Raw genomic sequence first — 12,695 nt, forward strand, 5'->3', positions numbered from 1 at the left:
CTTGCTGTATGACGCCAACGGCAATATGACCAGTGACGGCAGCAACACTTACACCTGGAATTCGCGCCAGCGCCTGAGCACGCTCACGGGCGCCGTATCCGGGAGTTTCAGTTATGACGCGGCCAACAGGCGCAGCCAGAAGACAATTTCCGGCCAGACCACCAGTTATGTCTTCGACGGTGCCAACCTGGTGCAAGAACTGACCGGTACTGTCACCCCCACGGTACAGGCCAATCTCCTCACGGGCGGCTTGAATGAAGTATTCAGCCGCACCGAGGCCAGTGGCAGCACCTACAGCTACCTGGCTGATGCGCTGGGTTCAACCCAAGCGCTTACCGACAGCACTGGCGCGTTCACCACGCAATACACCTACGAGCCTTATGGCCAAACCAGCAGCAGCGGCTCCGCCAGTACCAACAGCCAGCAGTACACCGGGCGGGAAAATGATGGCACGGGTGTCTATTATTATCGGGCACGGTATTACTCTCCAGGCTTTGGACGGTTTATCTCGGGAGATCCGATTGGACTTGCGGGGGGGGATTAATACGTATGGTTATGTTGGCGGGAATCCGGTTTCTTACATTGACCCTTTAGGGCTATGGCGTCTTCCAGACTTCCTCGCAGTAAATATAAATATCGCAATTCCAAATCCAATAACGGACACGTATTTTGGCTGATCGGGAACTGCTAGTTTAGATCGATATGGGAACTGGTACGGGAGCGTATTAGGTGCAGAACTTGGAAAGTCTGCTAACATTATAACTGGAAGCATTACTGCAAACTGGATAAACCAGTCATGTAACGCTATAGAAAATCAGCTCAATAACTTCTTGTCGGGAAATGGAGTTAACGCTGCTGCTGGTTTCTGGGGGGGGATTTCTGAGACGTGGTCACCAGGTAATGGGTTTGCAACAGGGGTTGGATTGATTTCGCCTCAACTAGGTGCTAGTTACAATTATTCCTCCCAAGAGGCTGGGAAGGCTGGATCAGGATGGTGAGAATGAAAAGCGTCGGATTGTTATTATTGATTATTATACTGTTCTCAGTAGGAGTAATGTGCTTGTTTTTTCTCGAGCAAACCCGAGAAATTGCAATAAAAGTGGCTGACTGGGCATACGCATCAAAAAACCACCCACTCAAGACCCTGGTTAGATCAAACAACTACTTGAACATGCTTAGGATGGTGGGCGCGATAGCCCTCTTTACATCTTTTTTCTTAATATGGGCATGGATAAAAAACTTATAAAAAAAATACACACATATGGAGATCACTCTTGGCATCTGCATGGAAATACCCCACCCCGGCGAGCTTCCAGATCAGAAAGCATGTCCGGCCCGGCCATTGGCTTGCCCGCAATTGGTGCGGTGCTAGCGGGCGAAAGTGAGCCATCAAAGTCAGGGTGTAAAATGACCGACGGAAGCGAACACTTACTTATCGGAAGACTGGCAATCCTGCCATTTGCCTTTGTTCAGTGGGGCGTTTTGCTTTGGTACCTGAGTTCATTGCGGCGATTACGTGACAATTTTCTGAAAAGATTAATAGGAGGAGCCGTATCTATTGCGACCATTTTCGCAGTGACATTCGGACAAATGGAAGCTTACACAATAATCACTTCTATGCCGCACCCAATGACTGACAACTTTTTCTTTATTACATTCTCCATCGAGCACGCCTCGTCCATCTTCTTTATCTTCTACGCTGCAATTAAAAGAACGAGCAAACAAAGGGGACGGATTTATTTTCTTCAATTACCGACCAGAATGGCGCCGTGGGCGCCCAATTTGTGGGGACCGGCAATGGGCCAAATGCTACTCTAAACCAGTACATTGGGCCGGTAATTTTCAGTGCGCTGGGTGTTGCTGGCTATATCAACCTTAATCCTAGTGTAGGAACTGGACCATGAGTCAACTAGAAAAAAGGAGCAAAGTAGGAGTCCGTATTGCATTAACTATTGTCTTGTTATTGACATGCATTGTTTTTTTTATTGGCATTGAGCTGTATTCTGGAATTGCACCACAAAAAGCCGTTGGCCACCCCAATTCCGGCCAACTTAAGCTTTATGTATTATTTCCAGCCGCATCAGTTCTTATTAGCGCTTTAATGCTGACCTTCTCAAAAAAACTGCCGAACTGGTTGTTGATTGTTTTTATACCGATTCAATTCATCGCTATTTTTACGGTTTTTATTTTTTTTGGTGGTGGTGTGTAAGGGCGTCGCTTGTCGGGAAATGGAATTAACGCTACCGCTGGCTGCTGGGGGGGGCGTTTCTGATTCGTGGTCACTAGGTAATGGGGCCGCATCAGGGTTTGGATTCGTTTCTCCACAACTAGGTGCTAGTTATAACTACTCCTTCCAGGCTGCATGGAAGATTGGATCAGGATGGTGAGAATGAAGAGTATTGGGCTGTTAGTTTTTATTATATCAATGTGTTTACTGGGGATAATGTGCTTGTTTTTTTCTGAGAAAACGCAAGGCATTATAATCAAGTTGATTGACCGGGCAGGCGCATCAAAAAATCACCCATTCAAGAGCTTGATCAGGTCAAGCAATTATCTATATATTCTTAGATCAGTTGGCACATTAGCTCTTCTAATGTCTTTTTTCTTAACATGGGGACTGATAAATAACTTATAAAAAATACACACACATATGGAGATCACTCATGGTATCTGCATGGAAATACCCCACCCCGGCGAGCTTCCAGATCAGAAAGCATGTCCGGCCCGGCCATTGGCTTGCCCGCAATTGGTGCGGTGCTAGCGGACGAAAGTGAGCCATCAAAGTCAGGGTGTAAAAATGACCGACGGAAGCGAACACTTATTTATCGGAAGGCTGGCAATCCTGCCATTTGCCTTTGTTCAGTGGGGCGTTTTGCTTTGGTATCTGAGTTCATTGCGGCGATTACGTGACAATTTTCTGAAAAGATTAATAGGAGGAGCCGTATCTATTGCGACCATTTTCGCAGTGACATTCGGACAAATGGAAGCTTACACAATAATCACTTCTATGCCGCACCCAATGACTGACAACTTTTTCTTTATTACATTCTCCATCGAGCACGCCGCGTCCATCTTCTTTATCTTCTACGCTGCAATTAAAAGACGAAACCACCGAAGGAGAGGGATATACCGATAGCGGCTCACAAGATCAATCTGTAATCAGAGGCAATCTGGCGATACAAAATCTGGGAGACGAGAGAATGAATGCACTTAAACGCGTCGTGGGAGTACTGGCCTTAGGCTTTTGGTTTTCTTCATTTTTTGCCTGGAAATACTTTGATGCTCACGGACTGAGAACGCCGGATCTTCAAAGTGGAAAAACCTACCCGCTGGATACGCACGGTTCGGTTGTATACCTAACGCCCCATGAGCATTACTTTTTGTACGGTTTGATCATCGCTGGCATAGTGTTTTTCCTGCTCAGCGCTGTTTTTTATTTTGTCGGGAGCAAGCGACCATAGTTTGTTGCCAGTGGACACAATGAAGAAGCACCATGGCGCTAACCAGCAACATTTCACTCTACGACAGTCGATGGCCCACGCTCTTCCTTAGCGCCACGGTTTATGGGGGTCAGTCTCGACATCCGCTCGCAGTGACCACGTAGAGCCTGGACCAATCGGCAGTCAGCATGGCAATGCCGAGCGCCCTCCCTCAGCCCTCCTCGGCAAATGCCTCCTTGATAAATGCCTCCAGCTCTTTCTCTTCAAGCAACTCAATAGAAAAATGCCCGAAGCGTTTCGGTAACCAGAGTATGCGTGTCCCACTTGGCGTCTGGAGGTTATCGCGAGACAGCGGTTTGCCGTTCTCATCTTCCGGCTGGACGCCTGCGTCGATCAATTCGTCGTAGGCTGCCTCGATGTCCGGTGTGGAATAGCAGTGCCGGTAGATGGTGCCTTCGCCGTTGGCGTCCATCAGAGCCTTGAGATTTCCGGTAAACGGTTGCACCAGCATAAGGCGCTCCGTTCCGAACATGACGATCGCATAGCGCACATGCAAAACGTCGCGCTGCCAATCAAGTGTCTTTGAAATTCTGGCGCTGAAGACACGGGCGTAATACTTGCACGCTTCCTCAAGGTCTTTGACGAGAACATCGACGTGGCTGAACTTTAATTTCAATGGCCCCACCTTTTTCAGACATGCGATTTGATACCGAGATCTCTCCTTATGTATCACAGTGTGTCTGATTAGCCTCTCGATACATGATTTTTCACCAGGCCTGCGATTCGACACAGACCAGATACGTCGCTACGTTCAAATGCAAGCAAGGTTTCAAGGGGCTCAGCCAGATCCCCTGGCCAACGACTTGCAACGGAGACATCACATGAAGATGGCACTGCAGAACAAAACCGGCAAAACCCGCCACCGCCTGCTCGGCTCGTCGATCCTCGCGTTTACCCTGTTCAGCGCTCTCGGTGCGGCCCACGCACAAACGACCACCGCGGCGCAGCCAACCTCGGTCAATGCTGGTGCCACTCATGCAACACCCTCCCCGTTCGGCCCGCTCAAGCATGTCAACGCCGGCCTGCTGGACGTGGCATACGCCGAAACAGGCCCGGCTAATGGGCCAGTGGTGATTCTTCTGCACGGCTGGCCGTACGACATTCACAGCTATGACGAGGTCGCCCCGTTGCTTGCCGCGAAGGGCTATCGAGTGCTGATGCCGTATGCGCGTGGCTATGGCGATACTCATTTTCTGTCCGATAAAACCGTTCGCAATGGCCAACCGGCTGCGCTGGCCAGCGACGTCATCGACTTCATGGATGCGCTGAAGATCAAACAAGCCGTGCTCGGTGGTTACGATTGGGGCGCACGCTCGGCCGACATCGTCTCGGCGCTGTGGCCAGAACGGGTCAAGGCGCTGGTCTCGGTCAGCGGGTATCTGATCGGCAATCAGGCGGCCGGCAAGAACCCGCTGCCACCCAAGGCTGAATTGCAGTGGTGGTATCAGTTTTACTTCGCCACCGATCGCGGTCGCGCCGGGTACGAGAAAAACACCCACGACTTCGCCAAGTTGATATGGCAACTGGCTTCGCCGAAATGGGCGTTCGACGACGCCACTTTCGACCGCAGCGCCAAGGCGCTGGAAAATCCCGACCATGTCGACATCACCGTGTTCAACTACCGCTGGCGCCTGGGCCTGGTCCAGGGCGAGAGCCGATACGAAGCGCTGGAGCAGAAACTGGCCACGGCGCCTTCCATCAGCGTGCCGACCATCACCCTTGAAGGCGATGCCAACGGCGCGCCGCACCCGGCCCCCGAGGATTACGCCAAGCGCTTCACCGGCAAATACGAGTTCCGGCTGATCAGCGGCGGCATCGGCCACAACCTGCCGCAGGAAGATCCGCAGGCGTTCGCCAAGGCTGTGATTGATGCGGACCGCCTTTGAGGTGATCTGACATCCATGCACTTGCCCCGCTGAACACCTTCACAACAACGGCTCGTTTATTTAACGAGCCGTTTTAACCAAGGCAGGCGCAACACCGTCTAATCTAAATAGAACACGACCACAAACACGCCTCAAGCCTCTTGATACAGGGGAAAATGGGATGATCGGCAAAACAGCACGCCAATGCTCGTCATGGATCCTCCCTTCCCTGCTCGTCATCAACCTGGCCCTGACCGCGGGCTGTGCGGGCAAAACTTCCACGGCCCGCTACTCGGCCTCAAGTACAGACTCAAGCGCAGGCTCAAGTTGCTATGCAAAAGCGCTACCCACTGCTGGCGAGGGCGGCCTGGCCTGGGGCTCCACCCTGGACAAGGCTCGTCAAAAGTCCATGGATAACTGCATACGCTATGCCGGCCAATCCGGTGGCACGCCGACGACCTGTCATGTGGTGATGGCGGAGTGCAAAAACTAATAGCAAGGTGTATCGGTGACGCAGCAGATCCAGCCGTTGCTCAAGGAGATCGAAGCGAAACTGCCGTCACTTATGCTGCAACTGCAGAACTTCTCTCGCATGTGGATGGTGGTGCTGACCGCGCCGCCGGGCTTGATCGGTGTTGTGATGGGTAGCATTGCGATCTTGATCGACCGCTCTGCTACCCATCGAACGCCTGCGTTCAGTATGCAAAACTGAACACTCATCCTCTTCTCAATAGTGTCAGGCGGCACCAGGGACATTCGTTCCCATGCCCGCCGGCAGGAACGGTCGAATTTCATCGATTTCCGCAGCGCTGAGGCGCAACTCCAGGGCTGCAATCAGCCCGTCTACTTGCGCACGATGGCGGGCTCCGACAATGGCGCCCGTCACGACCGGTTTGCGAAGTACCCAGGCGATGGCGACCGCAGCAGCGCTCACCCCGTGCCTTTCTCCAATACGTGCCATGACGTCAACCAATGCCAGGTTCGCACTCAAACGGGGCTCCTGGAAATCAGCACTTCGGGCCTTGCGCCAATCGTCTTCGGGCAGTTGCGAGATGCGTTCGCGCGTCATGCTGCCGGAAAGCAGCCCTGATTGAAGCGTGGAATAGGCAAGCACACCCATCCCGGCCTGCTCACAGAATGGCAGAACGTCCTGCTCGATGTCCCGCATCAAGGCTGAGTATGGCGGTTGGAGCGAAACGATCTCTGTCACCGCCTGCGCCCGCTTGAGTTGAGCGACATCGAAATTCGATACACCAATCGCGCGGATCTTTCCTTGATCGCGCGCGGCGGCCAAAGCCGAAAGCGCCACTTCAATGCCTTCACTGCTGGCGTCGGCAGGAAAAGCAGGCCAGTGGATCTGATAAAGATCGATCGTCTCGACTTGAAGCCGGCGCAAGCTTGCGTCGATCTCGGCGAGCAAGGATTGAGGGGCCAGTGAATGCGAAATCTTCTTCGTGACCGGGTCCCAGACCAAACTGCCTTTGGTGAACACCAAAGGACGCCGTGACGCCGGCACCCGCCGCAGCAATTGCCCCACCAATTGCTCTGCATGGCCCAAGCCATAAACCGCAGCGGTGTCAATCCAGTTCACGCCGCGTTCGACGGCATATTCAAGTGCGCCCAGGCTGTCCTTGTCATCCTGCGCTCCCCAACTGTACTCCCAGCCGGTGCCGGCGATTGCCCAGGTTCCCAGGCCAATCGGTGAAATCAGAAAATCCGATGATCCAAGACGATTGTTTTGCATAGCCACCTCTCCACGAATGATGGAGGAAGTATCCGGCAGAGGTCTCATGACGATAAGATAGGTAATCGTATTTGAACTACTGAACAACACTCATGAGTTATCACCCCGATCTCTCTGAACTCGACGCCTTCGCCGCCGTCGCTCGCCATCGCAGCTTTCGCAAGGCCGCCGACGAACGTGGCGTTTCGGCTTCCGCGTTGAGTCACGCAATGCGAGCGCTGGAAGCTCGTTTGGGCATCAGACTGCTGAACCGAACCACTCGTAGCGTGACCCCGACCGAGGCCGGCCAGCAGCTATTGGCGACGCTGGTCCCGAGCCTGCACCAGGTTAACGATGCATTGGCGCAATTGACCTCGATGCAGGAAGTGCCCACTGGCAAACTTCGCCTCAACGTGGCGCGTCCGGCGGCTCGCATCGTGTTTGCGAAAGTGCTGGCGCCCTTCGTGGCCATGTATCCACGTATTCAGTTGGACCTGATCACCGATGATGGATTGACCGATATCGTCAATGAGGGGTTTGACGCTGGAGTCCGCTTTGGTGAAAGCCTGGCCGGTGACATGATCGCAGTCCCTGTCGGCGCACCTCAATCGTTCGTGACCGTTGCTGCGGATGCTTATCTGGCCGCGAAGGGAACCGCGCACGTCCCCCGCGACTTGCTCGACCATGCGTGCATTGCCAGGCGTTTTCCCAGTGGCAAACTTTACGCCTGGGAGTATCAAGCCGACGGTCAACCGATACGGTTGTCCGTCACCGGCCCGCTGACTCTGGAAGACGATGCGCTGATGATCCAGGCAGCGAAAGATGGCGCTGGTATTGCCTATGTCTACGAGGAGCTGGTGCGCGACGATCTCCGGAACGGGCATCTCAGAGAAATACTCCAGGAGTGGAAAGCACCGCCCAGCCGGTTCTTTCTTTACTACTCAAGCCGGCGGCATGTGCCACCCGCCTTGAAAGCGCTCATCGAATTTATCAGCGCTCGCGAGGCTGCGTAGCCGTCGTAAAATCGGCACTTGAATCCCACGATTTTTTCAACAAACGGAGTCACCTACATGGAAGTCATCAATCAGTTGCAGCCCGCAGAGTGTGCAGGCATGGAAGATATCCGACGCGAAATCGACGCCCTGGACCAGGCCGTTATCAAGCTGTTGGGCAAGCGTTTTCACTACGTGCTGGCCGCCTCGAAGTTCAAGACCTCGGTGACTTCGGTGCGCGCTCCGGAGCGTTTCAAGGCCATGCTGGCAACTCGACGCGAATGGGCCGAAGCCGAGGGCCTGAGCCCGGATGCCATCGAGAAGATGTACAGCGACCTGGTGAACCACTTCATTGCCGAAGAGATGAAACACTGGGCGGCTCATCAATCCGAAACCTGACGCTAGTGTCCTGACTGTCCGCCAAGGTCTATTTTGGTCAGCCAGGACAGGCTGCGATAGGCCTGGAGCGGACTTGCGCTCGACTCACAGAAATCGCTGATGGCAAAGGAACTGCTATCGGCTGATTCTGTTGAAACACAGGCCAAGTACACTGGCGAACACTTTCTTAAAACATCATCCCCTATTAATGCGTTATTTACCCTTTCACAAAAACTTATTACCCTACTGCATCGCGACAATATTCAGGCGTCATTTAAGTGACCGCCACAACCACCATTCTTCAGAGAAACAGACCCTTTACAGCGCCGACGCGACCGTTACAACCCATGAATAATTCATACGCACTGACGAACGGAGTAAAAATATAAAATAGCCATACAAATCAATAATATAAAACTTCAACAACACTTAAATAAAAACCTCATAAAATCATTAAAAACCATAAGTGACCGACCACGAATATAAAAGTTTCAAACTTTATAATTAAATAAAAACCCACACATAACGCTTTAAAATATTCACCTTTGATGCTAATAATCCGGCAGCTTCCGGGTTTCCAGGCGACGTCCCCTCTCACATGAAGTGAACATCAGCGCTCACGCTGACTATCCCGGCCTTTACTAAACTCAAATAACGCTAGCGTGGCTCAAGTTTCAATATAACTTGGGGCAGCTTTTGTGTTGCGCACTAGAACTGCGCGAGGAAGGCATCATCGTCCGCCATCATTCAAGGCTTAAAGTCCTTTCGATCTTCGGTACCCGTCCTGAAGCCATCAAGATGGCGCCTTTAGTCAAAGCCCTCGCTGCGGAACCTGGCATTCATTCGCAGATATGCATCACCGGCCAACATCAAAGCATGCTTAAACAGGTGCTGGATCTGTTCAACCTCAAGGCCGATTACACCCTCGATGTGATGACGCCGCACCAGACGCTCAATTCGCTGACTGCGGCGCTTTACGAAGCGATTGATCCGGTGCTGGAAATGGCCCAGCCGGATCGGGTGCTGGTACATGGCGATACCACTTCGGCCATGGTGGCCGCGATGGCTGCGTTCCATCGACGCATCCCGGTCGGCCATGTGGAAGCCGGCCTGCGCACCGGTGACATCTACAGCCCGTGGCCGGAAGAAATGAATCGTCGCTGCATCGACCTGGGTGCGGACATGCTGTTTGCGCCGACCCACGAGTCGCAAAAAAACCTGCTCGACGAGCGTTTGCAGGGGCGCTCTTTCGTGACCGGCAACACGGTGATCGACGCTTTGCAGATGACCGCGCAGCGCATCGAACACGACGCTGACCTGCGTGCAGGCCTGGATGAGCAATTCTCGTTCCTGCAACCCGGCCGCAAGGTATTGCTGGTCACCGGGCATCGTCGGGAAAACTTCGGCGAAGGCTTCCTCGACATCTGCAAGGCCCTGAGCCATTTGGCCCGGCGTGCCGACATCCAGATCGTCTATCCGGTGCACTTGAACCCCAATGTCATGGGCCCGGTCACCGAGCAGTTGGGCGACCTGCCCAATGTGCACCTGATCAAGCCACTGGACTACCTGGCTTTCGTGCGCCTGATGCAACGGGCACACGTGATCCTCACCGACTCCGGTGGCGTGCAGGAAGAAGCCCCCTCACTGGGTAAACCCGTGCTGGTCATGCGTGACGTTACCGAGCGCCCCGAAGCGGTCGCGGCGGGCACTGTGCGCCTGGTCGGGACCTCGCCGGACTCGATCATCGCGGGTGTCAACGCGTTGTTCGATGACGAGTTGCTATGGCGCCGATGCTCCCAGGCGGCCAACCCATACGGCGATGGCTGCGCCAGTGCGCGCATCGTCGACGCGCTGATGGGTCGTCCGGTCGATGAGTTCGTCGTCGCTCGGCAGTCATTGCCCAAGTTCCTGCATTACCCGACAGCGGTGCCTGTGCCCGAGGAAAATTACCCGGCTTTCACCTCTCTCTAAACCGAACCGCTCCTCCCCTTATCAGCTCGAGATCTACCTGAATGAAGTCTTCCGTTGCCATCCATACGGGGGCGCTCAGCGCCCTTGCCTGTGGCGTGAGCCTGCTCGCGCTCATGCCGACCTTCGCCTTGGCCGCGGACAGCCCGCTCACCCAGGCGATCAACCGACTCAACGCCGACACTCGGCAGGAGCGTGAGATCCGCTTGAGCGATCTGGGGATCGACGCCCCCATCATCCTGGGTTCCACCGATGCCCGGCGCGAATTGTATTTACCCGTGCCGGCGGGCGTACCACTGACCGATGCCACGCTGAATTTCGACGCCAGCTACCTCAACGGCGAAGGCGGCCGCAACACCTTGCTGCTGTCGCTGGACGGTTATCCGGTGCGCGCCGAAGGGCTCAGCGAAGCTCAAGGTGACGCCAGCGTCACGCTGGGCGTGGACAAGACCGCGCGTGACAGCGGTTCGGTGCGCCTGGGTATTGCCTGGTCGTCGATCGTGTCCCGCGTGTTGTGCGAAGACGAACGCGCCATCGGCAACGTATTGCGTATCGAACCGGACACCCGCCTCAACTACAGCTACGACGCCAGCCAGTTACAGGACGTTGGTGCAGCCTGGACGGCACTGCCCGGCAAACCGGGGATCATGGTCGCGCCGGGCACCCTAACCGCCGAAAGCTACGACGCCGCCTGGCGTCTGGGCGTGGCACTGGAACGGATCGGCAAGCACAGCCACATCCTGCCCTATCCTGCCGTACAGGACAGCGTTGACCTGACTGGCCTGCGTATCCCGGCCGAGCTGCAAACTATTCCAGCGTTCGCCAGCCTCAGCGGCAAAGGCCCGCACGTCCTGGAGAACCCGGCGCAAATCGGCGCGCTGCTGATGTTGGGGCAAACCCCGAACGTCCAGGCGGATCTGGCCATCAACGACCCGCAACTGCTCAAGGCCGTCAATGAGTCTCTGGATGCGCTGCAAAGTCAGATTCAAGGTCTCGACGCCACCGCAGCCAGCGCCTTCGCGCAATGGCGTGTACGGCATATCAATGCAGGCCTGGCCGCCACCGGCACGGACAATGTGCGACTGGCATTGCTGGGGACACGCCCGGTGCTGACGATCGCGCCGCAAGCGACCGGCAAGGCCTTGGCCTTGTTCAGCTCGGCCTGGAACACACTGGCACGCAGCCGCCAATTGACCGTCAGCGAAGCACAGTTGCCATTGAGCGCCGACGGCCGTGTGGCCTTGTCGCGCCTGGGCGGCAAACCCGGCGCGATCGACGTGCTGGCCAAATCCGACTGGAGCACCTCGTTCCCTCTGGGCAGCGTGGCCTACGACGGACGTCTGCCGGTGAAGGCGGTGATCGATGTGTCCGCCGCACCCGGCGCCTCGGACACCGCACCGGTGGCCTCACTGTTTCTCAACGATTATCTGATTGGCGCACAACAGCTCGTGGCCAACGGAGAAAAGCAACGCATTGAAGCGCGGATCCCACGTTACGCCGTGGGCTCGACCAACGTGCTGCGTGTGTCGTTCCAGCGCCAGCCGGTCAGTGATCGCTGCCTCGAAACGCCACAAGCCTTCCCGGTCTCGGTGCTGCCGACCAGCCATATCGTGTTGGAAAAGACTGCGCTGGATGATGACTTCTCCGGCATGGCTGCACGCTTTGCCGTGAACGCGCAGATCCTCGTGCCACAGGCCTACCTCGAACACCCGGCAAGCAGTTTGCCGCAGGTGATTTCGGTGGCTGACGCCGCCGGTGTTTCGCCGCTACGTGCGCAATTGAAGGTCAGCGCCGACCCGAAAGTCTCAGTCACGCCAGACAAAGCCTTCCTGGCCTTCGAGTTGCCGATCAAGGACAGCAAAGAGTCGGTGCAGGTCGACGAGCAGGGCCGCCTGCGTATCAATCACAAGGATCAGGTGTTGCTCGACGTGCATCCCCTCAACCACCTGGCTTCGTTGCAAGCCGTGGAAAGCGGCGGCCAGCACGGTCTGGTCTATCGCACACTGGGCACCGACGCCCCCCGCTTCGCCAGGCAGGTTCTGCTGAGTCGCGGCGACGTCGCCATCCTCGGTGACAACGGTACGCTGACCACCTTCGACACCCAGGACCCCAGTGGCAGCCAATTGATCGACCACGAAGAACCCAAGGGGCTGGACGCCTGGCGCACACCGTCGCTGTTGTGGCTGATTCCCGGTGGCATCCTGTTGGTCCTCATCCTGTTGCTGGCCGGCCGTAACGCCCGTCGCAATCGCCAGTAACGGTAACCCTC

Annotated in this window: 14 protein-coding genes; 12 read left to right on the plus strand and 2 right to left on the minus strand. The window is 55.3% G+C overall.

Annotated elements, in window-relative coordinates:
* Position 1: 1 nt before the first annotated feature.
* From PGR6_RS17560 to PGR6_RS17590, 4 genes are all read left to right on the plus strand, one after another.
* Positions 2-544 carry an RHS repeat-associated core domain-containing protein gene (locus PGR6_RS17560; protein WP_064618665.1) on the plus strand — a complete coding sequence of 181 codons (543 nt, stop codon included), beginning with the start codon at positions 2-4 and terminating at the stop codon, positions 542-544.
* Between the two features lie 782 nt (positions 545-1,326).
* On the plus strand, positions 1,327-1,818 hold the full coding sequence (locus tag PGR6_RS17570) for a hypothetical protein (protein WP_064618669.1): 492 nt from the start codon (positions 1,327-1,329) through the stop codon (positions 1,816-1,818).
* A gap of 82 nt (positions 1,819-1,900) precedes the next feature.
* Positions 1,901-2,209 carry a hypothetical protein gene (locus PGR6_RS17575; RefSeq protein ID WP_064618671.1) on the plus strand — a complete coding sequence of 103 codons (309 nt, stop codon included), beginning with the start codon at positions 1,901-1,903 and terminating at the stop codon, positions 2,207-2,209.
* Between the two features lie 991 nt (positions 2,210-3,200).
* Positions 3,201-3,461, plus strand: a complete 261-nt coding sequence (locus tag PGR6_RS17590; RefSeq protein WP_064618677.1) for a hypothetical protein — start codon at positions 3,201-3,203, stop codon at positions 3,459-3,461.
* A gap of 190 nt (positions 3,462-3,651) precedes the next feature.
* On the opposite strand, the gene PGR6_RS17595 is transcribed toward PGR6_RS17590, so the two are convergent.
* On the minus strand, positions 3,652-4,116 hold the full coding sequence (locus tag PGR6_RS17595) for a VOC family protein (protein WP_064621308.1): 465 nt from the start codon (positions 4,114-4,116) through the stop codon (positions 3,652-3,654).
* A 205-nt stretch (positions 4,117-4,321) separates the two neighbouring features.
* Here PGR6_RS17595 and PGR6_RS17600 point away from each other — a divergent pair, with 205 nt between their 5' ends.
* The 3 genes from PGR6_RS17600 to PGR6_RS17605 all read left to right on the plus strand — a co-directional run bounded on the left by PGR6_RS17600 (position 4,322) and on the right by PGR6_RS17605 (position 6,077).
* Positions 4,322-5,386 carry an alpha/beta fold hydrolase gene (locus tag PGR6_RS17600; protein WP_064618679.1) on the plus strand — a complete coding sequence of 355 codons (1,065 nt, stop codon included), beginning with the start codon at positions 4,322-4,324 and terminating at the stop codon, positions 5,384-5,386.
* A 160-nt stretch (positions 5,387-5,546) separates the two neighbouring features.
* Positions 5,547-5,858, plus strand: a complete 312-nt coding sequence (locus PGR6_RS29555) for a hypothetical protein (RefSeq protein ID WP_081626497.1) — start codon at positions 5,547-5,549, stop codon at positions 5,856-5,858.
* 15 nt (positions 5,859-5,873) lie between these two features.
* Entirely contained in the window at positions 5,874-6,077 is a 204-nt protein-coding gene (locus PGR6_RS17605) for a hypothetical protein (protein WP_064618681.1), read from the plus strand.
* Between the two features lie 24 nt (positions 6,078-6,101).
* Here PGR6_RS17605 and PGR6_RS17610 read toward each other — a convergent pair whose 3' ends face one another.
* A complete protein-coding gene (locus PGR6_RS17610; RefSeq protein ID WP_064618683.1) occupies positions 6,102-7,109 on the minus strand; it encodes an aldo/keto reductase in 1,008 nt (335 codons plus the stop codon).
* A gap of 92 nt (positions 7,110-7,201) precedes the next feature.
* On the opposite strand from PGR6_RS17610, the gene PGR6_RS17615 reads away from it, so the two are divergent.
* The 5 genes from PGR6_RS17615 to PGR6_RS17630 all read left to right on the plus strand — a co-directional run bounded on the left by PGR6_RS17615 (position 7,202) and on the right by PGR6_RS17630 (position 12,684).
* Complete coding sequence (locus PGR6_RS17615) at positions 7,202-8,101, plus strand: LysR family transcriptional regulator (RefSeq protein WP_064618685.1); 900 nt, start codon at positions 7,202-7,204, stop codon at positions 8,099-8,101.
* 57 nt (positions 8,102-8,158) lie between these two features.
* On the plus strand, positions 8,159-8,479 hold the full coding sequence (locus tag PGR6_RS17620) for an isochorismate lyase (protein WP_064618687.1): 321 nt from the start codon (positions 8,159-8,161) through the stop codon (positions 8,477-8,479).
* 99 nt (positions 8,480-8,578) lie between these two features.
* The gene (locus PGR6_RS29995; RefSeq protein ID WP_155943426.1) at positions 8,579-8,740 is read left to right on the plus strand and encodes a hypothetical protein; all 162 of its coding nucleotides are present in this window, start codon (positions 8,579-8,581) and stop codon (positions 8,738-8,740) included.
* A 414-nt stretch (positions 8,741-9,154) separates the two neighbouring features.
* Positions 9,155-10,429: a UDP-N-acetyl glucosamine 2-epimerase gene (gene wecB, locus PGR6_RS17625; protein ID WP_442963839.1), complete on the plus strand. Its 1,275-nt coding sequence runs from the start codon at positions 9,155-9,157 to the stop codon at positions 10,427-10,429.
* Between the two features lie 41 nt (positions 10,430-10,470).
* Complete coding sequence (locus tag PGR6_RS17630; protein WP_064618691.1) at positions 10,471-12,684, plus strand: hypothetical protein; 2,214 nt, start codon at positions 10,471-10,473, stop codon at positions 12,682-12,684.
* Positions 12,685-12,695: the final 11 nt, after the last annotated feature.

Origin of the sequence: Pseudomonas sp. GR 6-02 (genome assembly GCF_001655615.1) — a bacterium.
Taxonomy (GTDB): domain Bacteria; phylum Pseudomonadota; class Gammaproteobacteria; order Pseudomonadales; family Pseudomonadaceae; genus Aquipseudomonas.

Coding starts and splice junctions, on each gene's coding strand:
- PGR6_RS29995 (WP_155943426.1), top strand. CDS start 8,579: ATGGCAAAGGAACTGCTATCGGCTGATTCTGTTGAAACACAGGCCAAG.
- PGR6_RS17615 (WP_064618685.1), top strand. CDS start 7,202: ATGAGTTATCACCCCGATCTCTCTGAACTCGACGCCTTCGCCGCCGTC.
- PGR6_RS17600 (WP_064618679.1), top strand. CDS start 4,322: ATGAAGATGGCACTGCAGAACAAAACCGGCAAAACCCGCCACCGCCTG.
- PGR6_RS17610 (WP_064618683.1), bottom strand. CDS start 7,109: ATGCAAAACAATCGTCTTGGATCATCGGATTTTCTGATTTCACCGATT.
- PGR6_RS29555 (WP_081626497.1), top strand. CDS start 5,547: ATGATCGGCAAAACAGCACGCCAATGCTCGTCATGGATCCTCCCTTCC.
- PGR6_RS17620 (WP_064618687.1), top strand. CDS start 8,159: ATGGAAGTCATCAATCAGTTGCAGCCCGCAGAGTGTGCAGGCATGGAA.
- PGR6_RS17590 (WP_064618677.1), top strand. CDS start 3,201: ATGAATGCACTTAAACGCGTCGTGGGAGTACTGGCCTTAGGCTTTTGG.
- PGR6_RS17570 (WP_064618669.1), top strand. CDS start 1,327: ATGTCCGGCCCGGCCATTGGCTTGCCCGCAATTGGTGCGGTGCTAGCG.
- PGR6_RS17575 (WP_064618671.1), top strand. CDS start 1,901: ATGAGTCAACTAGAAAAAAGGAGCAAAGTAGGAGTCCGTATTGCATTA.
- PGR6_RS17630 (WP_064618691.1), top strand. CDS start 10,471: ATGAAGTCTTCCGTTGCCATCCATACGGGGGCGCTCAGCGCCCTTGCC.